19 protein-coding genes and 1 pseudogene are annotated in these 19,896 nt (G+C 71.0%); 14 read left to right on the top strand and 6 right to left on the bottom strand.

All coding sequences use genetic code 11. The annotated features are described in order from the left end of the window. Positions 1-82: 82 nt before the first annotated feature. The 3 genes from ABZS42_RS15480 (at position 83) to ABZS42_RS15470 (ending at position 3,206) form a co-directional block, all read left to right on the top strand. Complete coding sequence (locus ABZS42_RS15480; protein ID WP_355145606.1) at positions 83-913, top strand: inositol monophosphatase family protein; 831 nt, start codon at positions 83-85, stop codon at positions 911-913. Positions 914-987: 74 nt separating this feature from the next. Further along, entirely contained in the window at positions 988-1,896 is a 909-nt protein-coding gene (gene cysD / locus ABZS42_RS15475) for a sulfate adenylyltransferase subunit CysD (RefSeq protein WP_355145604.1), read from the top strand. Then, a complete protein-coding gene (locus tag ABZS42_RS15470) occupies positions 1,896-3,206 on the top strand; it encodes a GTP-binding protein (protein WP_355145602.1) in 1,311 nt (436 codons plus the stop codon). The genes cysD and ABZS42_RS15470 overlap by 1 nt, the downstream gene beginning before the upstream one ends. 98 nt (positions 3,207-3,304) lie before the next feature. On the opposite strand, the gene ABZS42_RS15465 is transcribed toward ABZS42_RS15470, so the two are convergent. The 3 genes from ABZS42_RS15465 to galE form a co-directional block, all read right to left on the bottom strand. Beyond that, on the bottom strand, positions 3,305-4,438 hold the full coding sequence (locus ABZS42_RS15465) for a tetratricopeptide repeat protein (protein ID WP_355145600.1): 1,134 nt from the start codon (positions 4,436-4,438) through the stop codon (positions 3,305-3,307). A 163-nt stretch (positions 4,439-4,601) separates the two neighbouring features. Further along, on the bottom strand, positions 4,602-5,759 hold the full coding sequence (gene galK / locus ABZS42_RS15460; RefSeq protein WP_355145598.1) for a galactokinase: 1,158 nt from the start codon (positions 5,757-5,759) through the stop codon (positions 4,602-4,604). Continuing rightward, positions 5,756-6,685 carry a UDP-glucose 4-epimerase GalE gene (galE, locus tag ABZS42_RS15455; protein WP_355145689.1) on the bottom strand — a complete coding sequence of 310 codons (930 nt, stop codon included), beginning with the start codon at positions 6,683-6,685 and terminating at the stop codon, positions 5,756-5,758. The genes galK and galE overlap by 4 nt, the downstream gene beginning before the upstream one ends. Before the next feature lie 280 nt (positions 6,686-6,965). On the opposite strand from galE, the gene ABZS42_RS15450 reads away from it, so the two are divergent. The 6 genes from ABZS42_RS15450 (at position 6,966) to ABZS42_RS15425 (ending at position 11,574) form a co-directional block, all read left to right on the top strand. Beyond that, positions 6,966-7,985: a hemolysin family protein gene (locus ABZS42_RS15450; protein ID WP_355145596.1), complete on the top strand. Its 1,020-nt coding sequence runs from the start codon at positions 6,966-6,968 to the stop codon at positions 7,983-7,985. A 33-nt stretch (positions 7,986-8,018) separates the two neighbouring features. Then, positions 8,019-9,044 (top strand): tryptophan--tRNA ligase, encoded by a 1,026-nt coding sequence (gene trpS, locus ABZS42_RS15445; protein ID WP_355145594.1) that lies wholly within the window; start codon positions 8,019-8,021, stop codon positions 9,042-9,044. Positions 9,045-9,082: 38 nt separating this feature from the next. Next, positions 9,083-9,658 carry a 2'-5' RNA ligase family protein gene (locus ABZS42_RS15440; RefSeq protein ID WP_355145592.1) on the top strand — a complete coding sequence of 192 codons (576 nt, stop codon included), beginning with the start codon at positions 9,083-9,085 and terminating at the stop codon, positions 9,656-9,658. A 69-nt stretch (positions 9,659-9,727) separates the two neighbouring features. Beyond that, a complete protein-coding gene (locus ABZS42_RS15435) occupies positions 9,728-10,651 on the top strand; it encodes a YhjD/YihY/BrkB family envelope integrity protein (RefSeq protein WP_355145590.1) in 924 nt (307 codons plus the stop codon). Positions 10,652-10,668: 17 nt separating this feature from the next. Then, positions 10,669-11,037, top strand: coding sequence for a GntR family transcriptional regulator (locus ABZS42_RS15430; protein WP_355145687.1), 369 nt, complete (start codon positions 10,669-10,671; stop codon positions 11,035-11,037). 93 nt (positions 11,038-11,130) lie between these two features. Further along, positions 11,131-11,574, top strand: coding sequence for a hypothetical protein (locus ABZS42_RS15425; RefSeq protein ID WP_355145588.1), 444 nt, complete (start codon positions 11,131-11,133; stop codon positions 11,572-11,574). Between the two features lie 48 nt (positions 11,575-11,622). Here ABZS42_RS15425 and ABZS42_RS15420 read toward each other — a convergent pair whose 3' ends face one another. The 3 genes and pseudogenes from ABZS42_RS15420 to ABZS42_RS15410 form a co-directional block, all read right to left on the bottom strand. Continuing rightward, positions 11,623-11,991 carry a VOC family protein gene (locus ABZS42_RS15420; RefSeq protein ID WP_355145586.1) on the bottom strand — a complete coding sequence of 123 codons (369 nt, stop codon included), beginning with the start codon at positions 11,989-11,991 and terminating at the stop codon, positions 11,623-11,625. A gap of 305 nt (positions 11,992-12,296) precedes the next feature. Continuing rightward, positions 12,297-12,693, bottom strand: a pseudogene (locus tag ABZS42_RS15415) (alpha-amylase family glycosyl hydrolase); the annotation flags it as partial. Positions 12,694-12,761: 68 nt separating this feature from the next. Continuing rightward, a complete protein-coding gene (locus tag ABZS42_RS15410; RefSeq protein WP_355145584.1) occupies positions 12,762-13,352 on the bottom strand; it encodes a PASTA domain-containing protein in 591 nt (196 codons plus the stop codon). A 333-nt stretch (positions 13,353-13,685) separates the two neighbouring features. Here ABZS42_RS15410 and ABZS42_RS15405 point away from each other — a divergent pair, with 333 nt between their 5' ends. The 5 genes from ABZS42_RS15405 to ABZS42_RS15385 all read left to right on the top strand — a co-directional run bounded on the left by ABZS42_RS15405 (position 13,686) and on the right by ABZS42_RS15385 (position 19,893). Next, on the top strand, positions 13,686-14,027 hold the full coding sequence (locus tag ABZS42_RS15405; protein ID WP_076471259.1) for a hypothetical protein: 342 nt from the start codon (positions 13,686-13,688) through the stop codon (positions 14,025-14,027). 275 nt (positions 14,028-14,302) lie between these two features. Further along, complete coding sequence (locus tag ABZS42_RS15400; RefSeq protein WP_355145685.1) at positions 14,303-15,370, top strand: BMP family ABC transporter substrate-binding protein; 1,068 nt, start codon at positions 14,303-14,305, stop codon at positions 15,368-15,370. A gap of 142 nt (positions 15,371-15,512) precedes the next feature. Further along, complete coding sequence (locus tag ABZS42_RS15395; RefSeq protein WP_355145582.1) at positions 15,513-17,153, top strand: ABC transporter ATP-binding protein; 1,641 nt, start codon at positions 15,513-15,515, stop codon at positions 17,151-17,153. 76 nt (positions 17,154-17,229) lie between these two features. Further along, entirely contained in the window at positions 17,230-18,609 is a 1,380-nt protein-coding gene (locus ABZS42_RS15390; RefSeq protein ID WP_355145580.1) for an ABC transporter permease, read from the top strand. A gap of 3 nt (positions 18,610-18,612) precedes the next feature. After that, complete coding sequence (locus ABZS42_RS15385; protein WP_355145578.1) at positions 18,613-19,893, top strand: ABC transporter permease; 1,281 nt, start codon at positions 18,613-18,615, stop codon at positions 19,891-19,893. Positions 19,894-19,896 lie beyond the last annotated feature (3 nt).

The raw sequence follows: 19,896 nt of genomic DNA, 5'->3' as shown, positions 1-19,896 counted from the left end.
TCTGCGCCTTTCGATGTGTGGCGACCGGCGGCGCGGGTCGCACGGGACGAACCGGGCCGTGGCGAGGCGACGGGAGCGGACCATGGGCACTCCTCCGACGATCGACGGGGCGTTCGCCCGGTGGCTGGCGGCGCGAGCCGGCCAGGCGCTGCTGGGTTTGCGCGCGGAGCTGGGTTTCGCCGACCCGGGTGCGCTGAAGTCGGCCGGGGACAAGGTTTCGCACGATCTGATCCGCACCGAGTTGGCGAAGTGGCGCCCGGGCGACGCGGTGCTCTCCGAGGAGGACGAGGGCTCCCGGTTGGCCTGGGCGGCGGAGGTGAACCCCGAGGGGGTTTCGCGGCGGACGGCGGACCGGGTGTGGATCGTCGACCCGCTGGACGGCACCCGTGAGTTCGCCGAGGAGGGCCGCTCCGACTGGGCGGTGCACGTGGCGCTCTGGTCGCGTGCGGCGCCGAGCCCGCACGGCCTGATCGCCGGCGCGGTCGGGTTGCCCGGGCAGCAGCGGGTGCTGGCCACGGACTATCCACCGGCGTACCCGCCGATGGCGGTGGAGGCGGCGGCGGCCGGCAGCCGGATGATCCGGTTGGCGGCGAGCCGGAGCCGCCCGCCGGTGTTCCTCACCGATCTGGCCGACGACGTGGGGGCGCACCTCGTGCCGATGGGTTCGGCCGGCGCGAAGATCGCCGCGGTGGTGACCGGTGAGGTGGACGCGTACATCCACGCGGGCGGCCAGTACGAGTGGGATTCGGCGGCACCGGTGGCCGTGGCGACCGCTACCGGATTGCACGCTTCCCGGATCGATGGTTCGACGCTGAAGTACAACGAGGCGGATCCGCGCCTGCCCGACCTGCTGGTCTGCCGTCGCGATCTCGCCCCTCGGTTGCTTGCGGCGCTGCGGAGGCATTCCGGGTAGCCTGTGCCCAGTTCTTGACTTCCCCGACCGGAAAGGTCTGGAATTCGGATGAGCGAACGAATCGAGCCCGGGTCATGAGCGCCCCCGCCTACCAGGTCTCCCACCTCGACGCGTTGGAAGCGGAGAGCATCTTCGTGATGCGCGAGGTGGTCGCCGAGATGGAGCGACCGGTGCTGCTCTTCTCGGGCGGCAAGGATTCGATCGTCATGCTGCGGCTGGCGCAGAAGGCGTTCACCCCGGCGAACGTGCCCTTCCCGGTGATGCACGTGGATACCGGGCACAACTTCCCGGAGGTCCTGGAGTACCGCGACCGGCAGGTGGCGGAGAGCGGCCTGCACCTGGTGGTGGCGAGCGTGCCGGACGCGCTGGCGCGCGGCCTGGTCCGCGAGTCCCCGGACGGGACGCGTAACCGGATCCAGACCCCGGTCCTGCTGGAGGCGGTCGAGGAACACCGCTTCGACGCCCTCTTCGGCGGTGCTCGGCGGGACGAGGAGAAGGCCCGCGCGAAGGAGCGGGTGTTCAGCTTCCGCGACGAGTTCGGCCAGTGGGATCCGAAGAACCAGCGTCCGGAGCTGTGGGCGCTCTACAACGGTCGGCACCACCCGGGCGAGTCGATCCGGGTATTCCCGCTGTCCAACTGGACCGAGCTGGACGTGTGGCACTACATCGCCCGCGAGCGGATCCCGCTCCCGTCGATCTACTACGCGCACGAGCGCGAGGTGATCGAGCGCGACGGGATGCTCTACGCCGTCAACGAGTTCATCCGCCCGCGGGCGGGCGAGGAGCTGTTCAAGGAGCGGGTGCGTTACCGCACGGTGGGCGACGCGTCCTGCACGGCGGCGGTGCGCTCGGACGCGGACACGGTGGAGAAGGTCATCGAGGAGGTGGCGGCGACCCGGATCACCGAGCGCGGCGCCACCCGTGGTGACGACCGGGTCAGCGAGGCCGCCATGGAGGACCGCAAGCGGGAGGGCTACTTCTGATGACCGTCGAGACCGCCGCGTCGGCCGGCACGGACGCCGAGTCCGCCACTCGCCGGATGGATCTGCTGCGCTTCGCCACCGCGGGCAGCGTGGACGACGGCAAGTCGACGTTGATCGGCCGGCTGCTCTACGACACGAAGTCGCTCTTCACCGACCAGTTGGCCGCGGTGGAGGCGGTCAGCGCGGCGCGCGGCGACGAGTACACGAACCTGGCGCTGCTCACCGACGGTCTGCGGGCGGAGCGGGAGCAGGGCATCACCATCGACGTGGCGTACCGGTACTTCGCCACACCGCGACGCAAGTTCATCATCGCCGACACCCCGGGGCACATCCAGTACACCCGCAACATGGTCACCGGGGCGTCCACCGCGGACCTGGCGCTGATCCTGGTCGACGCCCGTAAGGGCCTGGTCGAGCAGTCCCGCCGGCACGCCTTCCTCTGCTCCCTGCTGCGGGTACCGCACCTGGTGCTCTGCGTCAACAAGATGGACCTGGTCGACTTCTCCCAGGACGTCTTCGAGCGGATCGCCGACGAGTTCACCGCGTTCGCCGCGAAGCTCGACGTGCCCGACCTGACGGTGGTGCCGGTCTCCGCGCTGAAGGGCGACAACATCGTCAGCCGGTCGCCGAACATGCAGTGGTACGAGGGGCCGGCGCTGCTGCACCACCTGGAACGGGTGCACATCGCCAGCGACCGCAATCTGGTCGACGTGCGGTTCCCGGTGCAGTACGTGATCCGCCCGCAGTCGACGACCGTCACCGACTACCGCGGTTACGCCGGCCAGGTCGCCTCTGGCGTGCTCAAGGCGGGTGACGAGGTGATGGTGCTGCCGTCGGGTTTCACCAGCCGGATCGCGTCGGTGGAGACCGCCGACGGGCCGGTCGCGGAGGCGTTTCCGCCGATGTCGGTCACCGTACGGCTGACCGGCGAGATCGACATCTCCCGAGGCGACATGATCTGCCGCCCGAACAACGCGCCGGCCGTGTCGCAGGACATCGAGGCGATGGTCTGCTGGATGGACGAGAGCCGCCCGTTGCAGGTCGGCGGCAAGTACGCGATCAAGCACACCACCCGGTCGGCGCGGGCGATCGTGCGGGGTCTGCACTACCGGCTCGACATCAACTCGCTGCACCGGGACGAGTCGGCGGGTGAACTGCGGCTCAACGAGATCGGTCGGGTCCGGCTGCGCACGACGGTGCCGCTGCTGGCCGACGAGTACCGCCGCAATCGCACCACCGGCGGTTTCGTCATCATCGACGAGACGACCAACCGTACGGTCGGCGCCGGCATGATCGTCGAGGCGGGCTGAGAGGCTGGGCCGCGTCGAGGCGCTCGGGCGGTCGGGGCGCTGCGGGGCTGAGGCGCGTTGTTCAGAGGCGTTGAGGCGGCGGCCGGCTCGGCCCGGGATCAGCGCTGCGGGCCGGCGGCGACGGTGAGGGTGGTGCGGGCCGCCAGTCTCGTCCAGACCCGGTAGCCGAGCCAGCGGGCCGCCGGCCCGGCCCGGCGGGCCGACTGCCGCCACAGGCGAACGGCGAGCACCAGGCAGGCCGGCAGCAGCAGCACGGTACTCACCCCGCCCGCCGGGCTCTCTGCCGCCGGGGCGAGACCGTTGAGCAGCAGACCACCCAGGGCGACCAGGGTGAGCGCCAGGCAGACCGCTACGGTCCGCGCACCCAGCTGGCGGCGCAACTGCCAACGCACCGCCCCCGGCTGCCGTCGCCAGGTCAGCAGGGCCGAACCGGCCACCACCGGCAGGACGAGCAGCGCGGTGGCGAGCCGCACGAGCCGGCTCGCGTCGGCGAGCAGCGCGAAGATCACCCAGTGCGCCACGGCGGCCAGCGCCACCGCGTCGAACAGCCGCCACCACAGGGCGGCGGCGCTCACCGCGTGCTGTACGGCCGCCCAGCCGTCTTGCGGATCGGCGGCGAGCGTCGCGGTGAATCCGCGTACGGCCCGGCCGGTGAGGTCCTGCCGGGCGTCCAGCAGCGCGAGTTGATGCAGGGCCGGCTCGCACGACGGGTCCAGCGCCAACGCTCGGCCGCAGGCCGCGCGGGCGGCGCCCGGCCGACCCATCCGGGTGTGCAGCCGGGCGTCGAGCAGGTGTGCGGTGGGGACCTGCGGGGCGAGTTCGAGCACGGTGTCCGCGTGCCGGCGGGCCAGCACCACGCGCGTGGGGTTACCGAGCGTGAGGAGCGCCTCGGCCAGCAGCGCGTGCGCCTCCCAGAGGCGCGGTGACCGTTCCAGCGCTGTGTGCGCGGCCGTGGCCGCGTAGCCGGGCTGGTCGGCCGCGAGCAGGATCCGAGCCTTCTCGACGAGCAGGTGCTCCTGGGTGGCGGCGAAGCCGAGCGCCTGGTCGATCAGTCGCATGGCCTCGGCGTACTGGCCCAGGACACGGTGACAGCGGGCCAGCAGGAACAGCACCCCGGCGTGCCGGGGCTGTTCGGCGAGTACGCCGCGCAGCACCTGCACCGCCTCGTCGTGCCGTCCGACATCCATCAGCGCCCCGGCGCGCTGCTGTGCGGTAAACCCGACGTCTGTCACGTCGCCTCCCCCCGCCGGCCTGTCGAGGCAAGACCCTATCGACGGTCCCCCCTGGACGGACCACCCCTCGGCTCTCGCGCACCGTCATGGAACGAGTGGCCATCCGGCGCGGGATGGGCCACTCGTTCCATGAAGTAGGCGGACGAGCAGGAGAGGACCCGGGTTAGTCGAGGCGGGTGGCGCCGGGGGCGGGGAGAGCGGTGATGTGCTCGGGGGGCTGGAAGCCGTTCTTGGCGTACGCGGCGGTGACCGCGGCGGCGACCGCGTCGGCTGCCGCTGCCTCGACGAGGGCGAGGACGCAGCCGCCGAAGCCGCCGCCGGTCATCCGTGCGCCGAGCGCGCCGGCGGCGAGCGCCGCCTCGACCGCGGTGTCGATCTCCGGCACGGTGATCTCGAAGTCGTCGCGCATCGAGACATGCGAGGCGGTGAGCAGCGGGCCGATCTCCCGGACCCGGCCGGCGCGCAGCAGCGCCACCGTGTCGAGCACCCGCTGGTCCTCGGTGACCACGTGCCGGACCCGGCGGCGGGTCTCCGGGTCGTCGAGGCGGGCGAGCGCGGCGTCGAGCTGATCGATGGTGACGTCGCGCAGCGCGGGCACCCCGAGCCGCTCGGCGCCGGCCTCGCAGGACTTGCGGCGGGCCGCGTACTCGCCGTCGGCGTGCCGGTGCGGGGCGTGGCTGTCGATGACCAGCATGGCGAGCCCGGCGGCCCGTAGGTCGAACGGGATGTGCTCGACGCCCTCGGTGCGGCAGTCGAGGAAGAGGGCGTGCCCGCCGCGGCAGCGGATGGAGGCCGACTGGTCCATGATGCCGGTCGGCGCACCGACGTAGTGGTTCTCGGCGCGCTGCGCGAGCCGGGGCTGCCGGTCGGCGGGCAGGTCGAGGCCGCCCAGGTCGACCAGGGCGGTCAGCACCGCCGCCTCCAGCGCGGCCGACGAGGAGAGCCCGGCGCCGAGTGGCACGTCGGACGCGATGGCGAAGCGGGCGCCGGGCACGTCGTGACCCGCGTCGCGCAGGGCCCAGACGACCCCAGCGACGTACGCGCCCCAGCCGGTGACCCGGCTGGGCTCGTCGACCTCGTCGGCGCCGAAGCTGATCGTCTCGCCGGACAGCTCCGACCAGACGGTCCAGCGTGCGCCCTCCTGCCGGTCGGCGGCGGCCACCGTACGCAGCGGCAGCGCGAAGGGGAGCACGAAGCCGTCGTTGTAGTCGGTGTGCTCGCCGATCAGATTGACCCGCCCGGGCGCCGCCCAGTGACCTGCGGGTGGCTGGCCGAACTCTTGACGGAAGCCCGCGGTGGCGCGGTCGGCGACGGCGGTCATGCCTGATCCATGATGTGCGTGCGGTAGAAGGTCCAGGCGTCGCCGACCATGTCGTGCAGGGTCGGCTTCTGCGGCACCCAGCCCAGTTCCTCGCGGGCCAGCCGGGAGGAGGCCACGAGTTCGGCGGGATCGCCTTCGCGGCGCGGTGCCATCTCGACCGGCAGCTGGTGCCCGGTCACCTGGCGGACCACGTCGACCACCTGCCGGTTGGTGAACCCGTTGCCGTTGCCGAGGTTGTAGACCCGGTGCTGGCCGGCGGTGGCGGCGTCCAGCGCGAGCAGGTGGGCCCGGGCCAGGTCGGCCACGTGGATGTAGTCGCGGACGCAGGTGCCGTCGACGGTGGGGTAGTCGTCGCCGAAGAGTTGGAGCTTCTCCCGCCGGCCGGCGGCGACGTCCAGTGCGATCGGGATCAGGTGGGTCTCCGGGTCGTGCCGCTCGCCGAGGGCCACGTCGTCGGTGAGGTGCGCGCCCGCCACGTTGAAGTAGCGCAGCGAGACGGCGGCCAGGCCGTGCCCGATCGCCTCGGAGGTGAGCGCCATGTCGACGGCGAGTTTGGTGGCCCCGTACGTGTTGGTCGGCGCCTTCACCGCGGTCTCCGGGATCGGCAGCTCCGTCGGATTGCCGTAGACCGCGGCGGTGGAGGAGAAGACGAGGCGGGGGATCCCGGCGGCCCGGACCGCGTCGATGAGGGCGAGCGAGCCGATGGTGTTGTTGTGCCAGTAGATCTCGGGCTTGACCATCGACTCGCCGGCGGCGATGAGGGCGGCGAAGTGCAGCACCCCGTCGAAGCCGGCTTCCCGGGTGAGGACCTGAGCCGCCTCGTGGACGGGCAGGTCGACGTGGGTGGCGTCGGGGGCGAGCGCGACCCGGTGGCCGGTGCGCAGGTCGTCGAGGACGACCACCTCGTGACCGGCGTCGAGCAGCATCCGGGTCACGACGCTGCCGATGTAGCCAGCGCCGCCGGTGACGAGCAGTTTCACGTCGTTGCCTCCTGCCTGGCCGGCTCGGAACGCGGCCGCTGTCGGTGCACACCCTACGGGCGCGTGGGGTGGCTCGGCCCGTCACGCCGGGCATCCCGATTCCATCATAAACTCTCACGATCCAACAGAGTTGAACACATGAGGGTGGTTCGACCGGAGTGCCGCCGGCCACGGCGGGCCGTGGGAAATCCGGTGCCCGAACGTCCCGCTGTCTACCATCTCTGACATGCGGGAGGCAGGCGGTCCCGAGCACCGGCGACGCGCCCGGCGACGGCCGAGTCGCGACCCCGGGCCGCTCGCCCGCGCCGTGGCCCGGATGGTGGTACGGGCGGCCGACGCCGCCACGCGCCGGGTGACCAACCTGCTCGGCGCCGGCCCGGCGGCCGGTCGGGAGCAGATCAGCGAGTCCGACCTGCGTGACCTGGTGGCCGCGAACACCCTGCTCGACGCCGACGAGCGCCGGATCATCGACGAGGTGCTGGTCGCCGGCGCACGGATGATCCGCGAAGTCATGATGCCCCGCACCGAGGTGGTCTTCCTGCCCGTCGGGCTGAACATCAACGAGGCGGCCCGACTCGTGCGGGCCGAGCCGCACACCCGCTATCCGGTCACCGACGGCACCCACGACGACGTGGTCGGCTTCGTCCACCTGCACGACGTGCTGCTGCGCCCGGACACCGATCCCCGTGTCACCGTCGGCGAGCTGGCCCGGGAGGTGAAGCGACTGCCCGGCAGCAAACGGGTACTCGCCGCGCTGACCGAGATGCGCCGGGAGGGGCACCACCTGGCGGTGGTGGTCGACGAGTACGGCGGCACGGCCGGCATCGTCACGCTCGAAGACCTCATCGAGGAACTGGTCGGCGAGATCCACGACGAGTACGACGCCACCCCGGACCCGGTGCACGCCGGACTGCCCGCAGTGGTCGACGGCCGGCTCAACCTCGCCGACTTCGCGGAGCGCACCGGGATCACCCTGCCGTCCGGGCCGTACGAGACGGTCGGCGGGTACGTGATGGCCGTGCTGGGCCGGCTGCCGGTCGCCGGTGACGAGGTGCCGGTGGCGCCCGGGCCGGGCGGCACCGGTGAACCGGGCGACCTGCCCGGCGGCTGGATGCTGCGGGTGCTGGCGATGGAGGGACGGCGGGCGGCCCGGATCGCGGCCTCCGCCGCACGACTGCCGGAGCAGCGGCGTGAGGTGAACCCGCCCACCTCGACCGGCGGACGCCGACCCGCCGGGCCGTCATGACGGACGCCCGGGCGGGCTGACAGAATTGGCGTCATGCCCGACGTTCCCGCTCGCCCCCGCGTCTTCTCCGGCATCCAGCCGACCGCCGACTCGTTCCACCTCGGCAACTATCTGGGCGCGTTGCGGCACTGGGTAGCGCTGCAGGAGACCCACGAGGCGTTCTACTGCGTGGTCGACCTGCACGCGATCACCGCCGGGCACGACCCGAAGGTGCTCCGGCAGCGGTCCCGGGTCGCCGCCGCCCAGCTCTTCGCGCTCGGCCTCGACCCTGAGCGCAGCACCCTGTTCGTCCAGTCCCAGGTGCCCGAGCACCCGCAGCTGGCCTGGGTGCTCGGCTGCATCACCGGGTTCGGCGAGGCGAGCCGGATGACCCAGTTCAAGGACAAGTCGCAGAAGCAGGGCAGCGACCGATCCAGCGTCGGTCTCTTCACCTACCCGATCCTGCAGGCCGCCGACATCCTGCTCTACCAGGCCGACGCGGTGCCGGTCGGCGAGGACCAGCGCCAGCACCTGGAACTCTCCCGCGACCTGGCCCAGCGGTTCAACTCGCTGTTCGGTAAGACCTTCACCGTGCCCGCGCCGCACATCGTCAAGGACACCGCGAAGATCACCGATCTGCAGGAACCGACCGCGAAGATGTCGAAGTCCTCGTCCTCGCCGGCCGGCATCATCGATCTCCTGGAGGAGCCGGCCCGTACGGCCAAGAAGATCCGTTCGGCGGTCACCGACACCGGCCGGGAGATCGTCTTCGACGCCGAGGGCAAGCCGGGCATCGCCAACCTGCTGACCATCTACTCGGCGCTCTCCGGCCGCGACATCGACGACCTGGTCGCCGCGTACGCCGGCAAGGGTTACGGAGACCTCAAGAAGGATCTGGCCGAGGTGGTCGGCGAGTTCGTCCGGCCGATCCAGGAGCGCACGCGCGGCTACCTGGACGACCCGGCTCAGCTGGACAAGCTGCTCGCGACCGGCGCGGAGAAGGCCCGCGCGGTGGCCGGCCAAACGCTGCGCCTCGCGTACGAGCGGATCGGGTTCTTCCCGCCGGTGCGCGGCGAATAGCGCCGCGACGCGGCACAGGACTGGGTGGACACGGGCCGGTGGCCGGAGAGGTGGCGCGCAGCGTGGATCGCAGGGACGGGGCGTCCGAGCAGGGTGACCTCATCCGGATCGGGGTAGCTGTCGACATCCCGGAGCCATGGGGTGCCCAGCTGACCCGGCGGCGCGCGGAGGCCGGCGACCCTCAGGCGGCCGACATTCCCGCGCACGTCACGCTGCTCGGGCCGACCGAGATACCGGCCGCCACCCTGCCCGCGGTGGAGCGGCACCTGGCCACGGTCTCGTCGGCCCACCTGCCGTTCATGCTGCACCTGCGTGGCACCGGCACGTTCCGCCCGGTGACCCAGGTGGTCTTTGTGGCGGTGGCCGCCGGGATCAGTGAGTGTGAACTGCTCGCCGGGGCGATCAGCGCCGCCCCGGAGCTGCATCGGGAGGCGCGCTTTCCGTACCACCCGCACGTCACCGTGGCGCAGGACGTCCCGGCCGAGGCGCTGGACAAGGTGTACGAGGACCTCGCCGACTTCTCGGCCGTGTTCGAGGTGGCGGCGTTCACCCTCTTCCTGCACAGCGGGCAGTCCCGGTGGCAGCCACGGCGTGACTTCCAGTTGGGCGGCTGACCGGCCGGCGCGCGGTCACACGCGCGACGGTTACCCCCACGGCGAGGCGACATCGGCGAGGATGACGGCGTGAACGTGATCGGCCGGGTCGAGGCGAGCATCGACCGCTGGGTGAGCGCCGGCCGCCGCCGGTCCGCCCTCTTCGACCACGTGTGGCGCGCCGGTGCCCGCTACGCCGAGGTGCTCGGTGGCCGGCTGGCCGCGGCGATCGCCTACTACGGCTTCTTCGCGGTCTTCGCGCTCGCCCTCGTCGTGTACGCCATCTTCGGCGCGACCCTGAACGACAACAGCGATTTCAGCATGGCCGCGAGCAACTTCCTCCAGGACAATCTGCCGTTCCTCGACCCGGCGCAGATCGCCGAGAGCAGCGGCACGGTCGGGGTGATCGGTCTGATCATCCTGACCTTCACGGGGATCGGTTGGATCGAGGCGATCCGCTCCTCCCAGCGGCTGATCTACGGACTCAAACAGCAACCCGGCAACCTGGTGATCCGCCGGCTGGTGGACATCGGCGTGATGGTCCTCGTCTTCGTTCTGCTCGGCGCCTCGGTGGCGGCCGTCGACGCGCTCGAGTCGGCGTTGCGCTTCCTGCTGCGCAGCACCGGCTCGCTCGGCCTGACCACGCTGAGCGCGGTACTCAGCGTGGTGGTCAACGCGGTCCTCGCCACGCTGCTGCTCGTCGCGGTGCCCCGGCTGCGGATGAGCCGGTCGCGGCTCCGCCCGACCGTGCTGCTCGTCGCGGTCGGCATCACCTTGCTCAACACGGTCGGCCGCTACTACGTCGTACGCACCGAGCACAGCCCCGCGTACACCGTGGTAGCCGGCGCGGTCGGGCTGCTGCTCTACCTCTACCTGCTCAACCAGTTGCTGCTCTTCGGCGCGGCGCTCGCCGCGACCAGCACGCGGGGGCGCGTGATCGACCTGGCGGAGGGCGCGCCACCGGCCAACCTCGACGAGCAGACCGATCCCGGCACCCCGGGGGGTGCCAGTTGACCAAGCGGGAGGCGGACATGCTGATCTCGGTCGACCTGGATTCGCCCGTGCCGCCCTACGAGCAGGTGCGTGGCCAGCTCGCCGAGATGATCGGGGACGGGCGGCTTCCGGTGGGCACCCGGCTGCCGACGGTGCGGCAGCTCGCCGCGGACCTCAACCTGGCGCCGAACACGGTGGCCCGGGCGTACCGGGAGTTGGAGGGTGTCGGGCTGCTCGAGACCCGGGGCCGCAACGGCACGTTCGTGGCGCCGGGGCGGGACGACGCGCTGGACCGGCTGCAGCGGTCGGCCGCCGACTACGCCCTCCAGGCCCGCCGGCTCGGTGTGCCGCCCGGTACGGCGCTGGCGCTGGTCCGGGCCGCTCTGGACGCGTCCCGCCCCGGCTGAGACGCCGGGCCGGCGCAGCGCGGCCCGACGCGGGGCGGGCGGGATCGGGCGATTGTTCCACGGCGGCCGGTCGTGACGGACCATGATGAGCCGGTGGGCGCACTCGTGACGTTGGACCTGCCGAGCGATTCGCCGATGCTCGGCCTGCCGTGGATCATCACGTTCGGCCCGCTCGGCGACACCGACGAGTGGGAGCCGGTGGTCTGCGGGCCGTACCAACGGCCGCACGCGCTCGCCCTGGCCGAGGCGGTGGTGGCCGAGGAGCAGCTGATGGCGGTGGTCGAGCCGCTGCTGCCGGCGCTCTCCGCCGAGGAGATCCGCAGCGAGATCGCCGCCGCGCAGATAGCCGCGGCGGACGAGGCCGCGCAGGTCGACCAGGTCGACCTCTACGGCGACTTCGAGGACACCATCGACGAGGAGTTGGACGCGGCGGCGGACGAGGTGGGTCACGGCGAGCCGACCGTGCCACCGACCGAGGCTGAGCTGCGGGCCGGGTTCCGGCGGATCGCCGAGATACTGACCGCCAAGGGGTCCTGACCCCGGACGAGGCGTCGAGCGGCGACGTCGTCGCGGACACGACCGGTGTCAGGGCCGGGCCGGCGGGTGGTTCAGCACGCAGAACTCGTTGCCCTCCGGGTCGGTGAGTACCGCGAACGGTTCGTCGCCGGTCTGCCCGACGTCCGCTTGCCGGGCGCCCAGCGAGACGAGCCGCCGCACCTCCGCGTCCGCGTCGCCGTCGCTGACCAGGTCGAGGTGAAGGCGATTCTTGCCCTGCTTGGCAGTGCCCGAGCCCTGCAGCCACATGGTCGGCCCGGTCCCGGCCGGGTCCGGGAAGAGCTTCGCGCAGCCGTCGCCGCCCTGCTCGACGCGGTAGCCGAGCGCGGCGGACCAGAACGCCGCCATGAGGTCGACGTCCTCGACGTCGACGGTGTACTGCGCCACCCGGGCCACCATCCGCCACCTCCAGTGCGTCCCGTATCCGCCGCGGCGATGGTCTTCCCGCGACAGACCCCCGCAGCCGCCGCCGTACGTCCGGGTTACCCCGAGGGGATCGCGGTGACACACCGCCCACTGTGCCCGCCGCGAAGCACGGCCCGCACTGGTGAGCACTCGGTGGTCGTGGGAACGGACGCCGGCGCCCCGCGGAGCGGACTCCGCGAGGCGCCGGCACCACCTCACCCCCACCACAAGGGGTCGGTGCCCCAGTCGCCCGCCGGCGCGGAGCACGGCGGACGACCAGGTCGCTTTCGGTTACCCGCTCAGCGCCGTTCGAACCAGGCAGCCGAGTCGACTGGCAGCAGATGACCGTCACCGGTGCCGGCGAGCGGTTCGCTCGCGACGACCGGTTCGCCGTACCCGGCGACGTCAAGCACCTCGGGCAGGCCCAGCTCCTCGCCCTGGTAGACGTACGCGCAGCCGGGCAGCGCGAGCATCAGCAGAGCCGCGGCGCGAGGCCCGGCGCAGCCCCTCGGGCCTGTCGCCGTAGCGGGTCACGTGTCGCTGCTTGTCGTGGTTGGAGAGCACCCAGGTGGTCGGCGCGCCGACGGTGGCCGACTCGGCGAGCGCCGTGTCGATCACCTTACGGAACGATTCGGCCGACCAGGTGGCGTCGAGGAAGTCGAAGTTGAACGCCTGGTGCAGCTCGTCCGGGCCGACAGCGCCGCTGGGGCAGACACGACGAAGCCCCGGCCCACGCGGTTCGAGGTGCCGGGGCTCCGGCCCGGTCAGTTCTGCTTCGTGCAGGTCAACACGATCAGGTCGTCGGGGTTGAGTTTCGCGCCCGGCTTCGCGGACTGCTTCGTGACCGTCCAGTTCGCCAACATGATCACAAGGGTGTCGTTCTCGTCGGCGCTGCCGTACTGGAGGTTGGTGAAGCCGAGCTTCCGCAGTTTGTCATCCGCGACTGCGGCGTTCTCGCCCTTGAGGTTCGGCATGGTGATCTTCTCCGGGGCGGCCGGAGTGGCGGGTGCGGTCGTTGCCGGTGGCGGCGGGGCGGCTTCGCTCGACGGTGCCGCCGGTGTGGCGGTCGCCGGGGCTTGTGCGTCCCGTTCGGCGGCTGCGGCGACGGTCGGCGACGACGACGGGGCGGCGTCGGGTTCCGAGTCGCCGGTGACGAGCGCGGCGACGCCGGTGATGCCGCAGCAGGCGATGACGAGCGCGCCGATGGTGATGGCGATGATCGCGCCGGTGCCGAGTTTTCGTTTGGGTTTACCGGGCGGCGGCATGTTCGGGTACGGCTGCTGCTGCGGGTAGGGCTGCTGGGGCGGGGACGGCTGCTGGCCTTGCCAGGTGGTGGGGCCGGGTTCGTGGTTCACCGGACGAGTGTGGATGGTGGTGGTGTTGGTTGGCATTACCCGTTTGGGTGTTGGGGTGTCGCCTACTTGACCAGCGCCCAAACTCCTTTGTGGACCGCGTGAGTCGCCGGCCGGCACCGCGCTGGTGCTGGCCCGCCGGTCGGCCGGCGGGGGCCGGCTCGGCGGACTGCCGGCCGGGGAGAACGTGTACGGCGGGGCGCCCGCGCTGCGGCCGGAGCGGACGGGGTGGCCACCCTGGCCGGCGACGGCCCAACGTTCCGGGTCTGGCGCATCCCGTGATCCGGCCGCCGGGCCCCCTACTACAACGTGTCGTTGATGGGGGAGGATGTCCGCGTGGAAGCTTTGAGGCTGATTCTTCTCTACGTCCATCTGATCGGGTTCGCGTTGCTGCTGGGCGGTTCCCTGGCCCAGTACTTCAGCGGACGGCTGCGCATCAACGCGGCCATGCTGTGGGGGTCCGTGATCCAGCTGGTGACCGGTATCGGGCTTTCCGCTCCGCTTCGTGACGGTGACGAGCCGGCCCCGGCCAAGCTCGCCACCAAGGGCGTGATCGCGCTGCTGATCTTCGTAATGGTCTTCTTCTCGCGAAAGCGGGAAACGGTCAACCGTGGCCATTTCCTGGCAATTGTTGGGTTGACCCTGGTCAACGCCGCAGTGGCGGTCTTCTGGCGGTAACGTCGGTCCTGTAAGGCGCCTCGAAAACCGGACTTTCACGACGCCAGGGTGCACTGTTACCTGCACGAAGAGTGATTTCCCCCACGCGACGGTTACGTAGGGGTAACAGGCACTCAACGGTCGTGCACGATTGGCGGCCGGTGGGTGGGCGCGGGCGTACGCTCCCGTCCGTAACGTGGGACGCCGGCGGCAATAGCGCAGGCCGGCTCAAGGGCAGCCACCGCACAAGGCGCGGTGTGCGATGGGAAGGAGACGTCTTGCGCTCGGTGCGTGGGATGCGGATCGCCTCGATCGTGGCGGCGGGTGGGCTCGTGCTGAGCGCCGCCGCGTGTGGTGAGGCGCCGGACGAGAACAACGGCGCCGGTGACGGCGGCAAGAAGTTCAGCGCCTGCATGGTGACCGACGTCGGTGGCATCGACGACAAGTCGTTCAACGCCTCCGCCTGGCAGGGCCTGAAGGACGCGCAGGCGGCCAACAGCAACATCGACCCCAAGTTCGTGGCGTCGAAGGCCGAGGCCGACTACGAGCCGAACCTGACGCAGTTCGTGAACCAGAAGTGCGACTTCATCCTGGCCGTCGGTGGCCTGATGGCTGACGCCACCAAGAAGATCGCGCAGGCGAACCCGAACCAGCAGTTCGGCATCGTCGACGCCAACCCGGGTGTGGACAACATCTACCCGATGCAGTTCGACACCGCTCAGGCCGCGTTCCAGGCCGGCTACCTGGCCGCGGGGATGAGCAAGACCGGCAAGGTGGGCACCTACGGTGCGCTGCCGATCCCGCCGGTGACCATCTTCATGGACGGCTTCGTCGACGGCGTGGCGTACTACAACCAGACCAAGGGCAAGAACGTCCAGGCGCTGGGTTGGGACAAGGCGAGCCAGAAGGGCTCCTTCACCAACGACTTCGCCAAGCAGGACGAGGGCAAGAAGGTCTCCGACACGCTGGTCGCCCAGGGCGCGGACATCATCATGCCGGTCGCCGGCGGCTCCGGCCTCGGCACCACCGCGGCGGCCAAGGCCTCGAACGGCAAGTTCAGCGTGATCTGGGTCGACGTCGACGGCTGCGAGAGCACCCCGGACTGCTTGGCGATCATGACCACCGTGGTCAAGAACATCCCGGAGGCCGTCAAGGAGGCCGTGCTGAAGGCCGCTGGTGGCGAGAAGCTCGAGGCCAAGCCGGGCTTCGTCGGCGACCTGGCCAACAGCGGTGTCTCCATCGCCCCGTTCCACGACTTCGACAGCAAGGTCCCGGCCGAGCTGAAGGCCGAGGTCGAGAAGATCAAGTCGGACATCGCCGCCGGCACCATCACCGTCACCTCGAAGGCTCAGCCGACCAAGTGACGACCGGCCGCTCCCCCCGGTGAGAACATCGGGGGGCCGGTAGGCAACACGGTACGACCGATCCGGCCGCTCCGGCTCCCACGGAACCTCCCGTCGGGCCGGGGCGGCCGGTCGCGCACGATGGCGACCGGCCGGCCCGGCCGTGTCGTCCGGCAGCCGGCCGGCGGCTAGGCTGCACCATCGCTCGCACTCCCGGGAGGTTGCGCTGAGACTCGAACTGCGCGGCATCACCAAGCGGTTCGGTGATCTGGTCGCCAACGACCACATCGACCTGACGGTGGAGCCTGGTGAGATCCACGCCCTGCTCGGCGAGAACGGCGCGGGCAAGTCGACCTTGATGAACGTGCTCTACGGGCTCTACCAGCCCGACGAGGGCGAGATCCTGGTCGACGGGGAGCCGTTGAAGCTGCGCGGGCCCTCGGACGCCATCTCGGCCGGGATCGGCATGGTGCACCAGCACTTCATGCTGGTCCCCGTCTTCACGGTCACCGAGAACATCATGCTGGGCGCCGAGAAGATTCGCGGCGGCATCTCCGGTTTCCTGGACCGACGGCGCGCCCGCCGGGAGGTCGTCGAGGTCTCCGAGCGGTACGGGCTGCGCGTCGACCCGGACGCGGTGATCGAGGACCTGCCGGTCGGCATCCAGCAGCGGGTCGAGATCGTCAAGGCGCTGACCCGGGACGTCGACCTGCTCATCCTGGACGAGCCGACCGCGGTGCTCACCCCACAGGAGACCGAGGAACTGCTCACGGTCATGCGGTCGCTCAAGGCGGCCGGTAAGTCGATCGTGTTCATCACCCACAAGCTCGGCGAGGTCAAGGCGATCGCCGACCGGATCACCGTGATCCGGCGCGGTAAGACCGTCGGCACCGCCTCCCCGGAGGCCAGCCGGGACGAACTGGCCGCGCTGATGGTGGGTCGAAACGTCCGGCTCACCGTGGAGAAGGCCACCGCCAAGCCGGGTAAGCCGGTACTCGAGGTCGCCGGCCTGGTCGTCGACGACGACCGGCAGATCCGCGCCGTCGACGGGATCGACCTGACCGTGCACGCGGGCGAGGTGCTCGGGGTGGCCGGTGTGCAGGGCAACGGCCAGACCGAGCTGATCGAGGCGATCATGGGTCTGCGCCCGACGCTCGCCGGTTCGGTGACCCTCGACGGCGCGCGGGTCGACGGCTGGTCGACCAAGCGGGTGCTCCGGGCCGGGGTCGGCTACGTCCCCGAGGACCGCAGCGTCGACGGACTGGTCAAGGAGTTCACCGTCGCGGAGAACCTGGTGCTGGACATCTACGACCGCCCGCCGTTCGCCGGTGGGCTCGCGCTGAAGCGGGAGGCCATCGCGGCCTCGGCGAAGGAGCGGATCGAGCAGTTCGACGTCCGGACCTCCTCGGCCGACATGCCGGTGGGCACCCTCTCCGGCGGTAACCAGCAGAAGGTCATCGTGGCGCGGGAGCTGTCCCGTCCGCTGAAGCTGCTCATCGCCGCGCAGCCGACCCGCGGTGTCGACGTGGGTTCGATCGAGTTCATCCACAGCCAGGTCATCCACGAGCGGGACATCGGCACCGCCGTGCTGGTGGTCTCCAGCGAGCTGGATGAGGTGCTCGGGCTGGCCGACCGGGTCGCGGTGATGTATCGCGGCCGCATCATCGGCATCGTCGGCCCGGACACCCCACGCGAGGAGATCGGCCTGCTCATGGCGGGTATCACCCCCGAGGCTGCGGCCGATCAGGCCGAGGCCCGGCCGGCGACCGATGACGACGTGCCGACCAGCGAGGAAGAGGCATGAGCAAGCGTCAGCGAGCGAATCATCGACCCAGCGCCACGGTGCCCCAGGCCGGCGCCGAGCGGAGCGAGGTGACGGCGTGAGCTCCCCCAATCCGCAGTCCGGGTCGCCGGACAAGGAACCGGCGAGCAAGGCGCAGGCGGCGCAGGACTCGCTCGGCAACACCGAGCAGGCCGAGGACGCGACCACACCGCAGGCCGGGGCGGCTACCGCGGCGCCCGATGGCGCGCCGGAGGCGACGCCCGGCCTCGGGCGGCTGTTCGTGACGAACCTATGGGCGGCGAACACCGTTACGGTCACCGTGCTGTCGCTGGTGCTGGCGATCGTGGTCGGTGCGATCCTCATGATCATCTCCGACCCCGAGGTGCTGTCGACGTACTCGTACATCACCGCCCGCCCGTCGGACGCGCTGAACTCCAGCTGGACGCTGGTGAGCGAGGCGTACGCGAACCTCTTCAAGGGTTCGGTCTTCGACCCCGAGGCGTTCAGCGGGTGGCTGAACGGCAGCAACGGCTGGCAGGCCGTCCTCGCGCCGATCTCCGAGACGCTCACCTACACCGCGCCGCTGGTCTTCACCGGCCTCTCGGTGGCGCTCGCCTTCCGGGGCGGCCTGTTCAACATCGGCGCCCAGGGGCAGGCCACCATCGGTGTGATCACCGCGGCGCTGGCCGGGTTCGCGCTGCCGCTCCCGCCCGGCCTGCACCTGCTCGTGGCGCTGCTCGCCGGTGCTCTCGGTGGCGCGGTCTGGGGTTTCATCCCAGGCATCCTCAAGGCGCGTACCGGCGCCCACGAGGTGATCATCACGATCATGCTCAACTACGTCGCCACGTACTTCCTGACCTGGCTCATCGTGCAGAACGGTGTGCAGGACCCGAGGCGCACCGACGCGATCAGCAAGGCCGTGGACCCGTCGGCCCAGCTACCCCGGCTGCTCGGTGACAACCTGCGGGTGCACGCCGGCATCCTGCTCGCCGTGCTGGCGACCTGGGCGGTGGCCTGGCTGCTCAACCGCTCCACGCTCGGCTTCGAGCTGCGGGCGGTGGGCGCGAACCCGGACGCCGCCCGAACCGCCGGCATCAGCGTCACCCGGACGTTCGTCCTCATCATGGTCTTCGCCGGGCTGCTGGCCGGTCTGGGCGGCTCGAACATGGTGCTCGGCTCGACCGCCAGCGCGCTCACCCCGCAGGTGGCGGCGCAGATCGGCTTCGACGGAATCCTGGTGGCGCTGCTCGGTCGACTGAAGCCGTGGGGTGTGGCGCTGGCCGCGCTGCTCTTCGGCGCGTTGCAGGCCGGCGGCAACCGGATGCAGTCGTACTCGGGAATCTCGCTGGAGCTGGTCACCGTGCTCCAGGCGCTGATCGTCATCTTCATCGCCGCGCCGGCCCTGGTCAAGGCGATCTTCCAGCTCCGGGCCGCACGGGCCGCCCGGTTGCAGACGAGCCTGGCGAAGGGCTGGTAACTCATGTCCACCATGGCTGTCCCCGACGTGGCGGTCGCCGCGGTCGACGAGGGATTCTGGACCCGCAGCCGCAAGGTCGGCCTCGTGCTGGTGGCGCTCGGCCTGTTGGCGGCGTTGCTCTTCGGCGCGCTCGCCACCGATCAGCAGGCCCGGTTCACGCTCAGCGAGGACGCCGCCGGCACCGCGTTGGAGATCAACGGTACGTTCGGCGCGATCCTCTTCGGCGTCATCGCGCTCGCCGCCGGCGCGGCGCTGCTCGCCGGGCTGCCGAAGCGCTGGTTCCTCCTGGTGCTCGGCGTCGGGCTGGTCGCCTTCGTGCTGTCGTTCCTCTGCTGGCAGGTCTCCGCGGCCCCGGCCGGCCAGAACTTCATGCCGTTGGTCAACATCATCCGGGGCACGTTCATCCTGGCCCTGCCGCTGATCTTCGGTGCGCTCGCCGGCGTGCTCTGCGAGCGTTCCGGTGTGGTCAACGTGGCCATCGAGGGGCAGCTGCTGATGGGCGCGTTCAGTGGTGCTCTCTTCGGCAGCATCTCCGGCAACGTCTGGGTCGGCCTGGTCGCCGCCGCGATCGGCGGGGCGTTCATCTCCCTGCTGCTGGCCGTCTTCTCGATCCGCTACCTGGTCGACCAGACGGTCATGGGGATCGTGTTGAACCTGCTCGCGGTGGGCGTCACCGGTTTCCTCTACGAGCGGCTCATGCAGACCAACGCGGAGCGGTACAACAGCGCCCCCCGGTTCAGCAACTGGGAGATCCCGCTGCTCAAGGACATCCCGGTGCTCGGCCCGGCGCTGTTCCGCAGCAACATCTTCCTCTACCTCGGGCTGCTGCTGGTCCTGGTGATTCACATCGGGCTCTTCCGCACCCGGTGGGGCCTGCGTACCCGCTCGGTCGGCGAGCACCCGATCGCGGCCGACACCCTCGGCGTACGCGTGCTCCGGCTGCGCTACCGCAACGTGCTGCTGGCCGGTGTGGTCGCCGGCATCGGTGGCGCCTCCTACACGCTGGCGCTCTACTCGTTCACCAAGAACATGATCGGCGGCAAGGGCTTCATCGCCCTGGCCGCGCTGATCTTCGGGCGGTGGAACCCGACCGGAGCGCTGCTCGCCGCGCTCTTCTTCGGCTTCGCCGACCAGCTCGCCACCTACCTGGGCGCGATCAACAGTGTGATCCCGAGTCAGTTCCTCGCCATGCTGCCCTACCTGGCGACGATCCTGGCCGTGGCCGGGCTGGTCGGCCGGGTACGCGCACCGGCCGCCGACGGCAAGCCGTACATCAAGGGCTGACTG

Source organism: Micromonospora sp. NPDC005367 (assembly GCF_040606825.1).
Classification (GTDB): Bacteria; Actinomycetota; Actinomycetes; order Mycobacteriales; family Micromonosporaceae; genus Micromonospora.
This window is presented reverse-complemented; position numbering and strand designations above follow the sequence as displayed.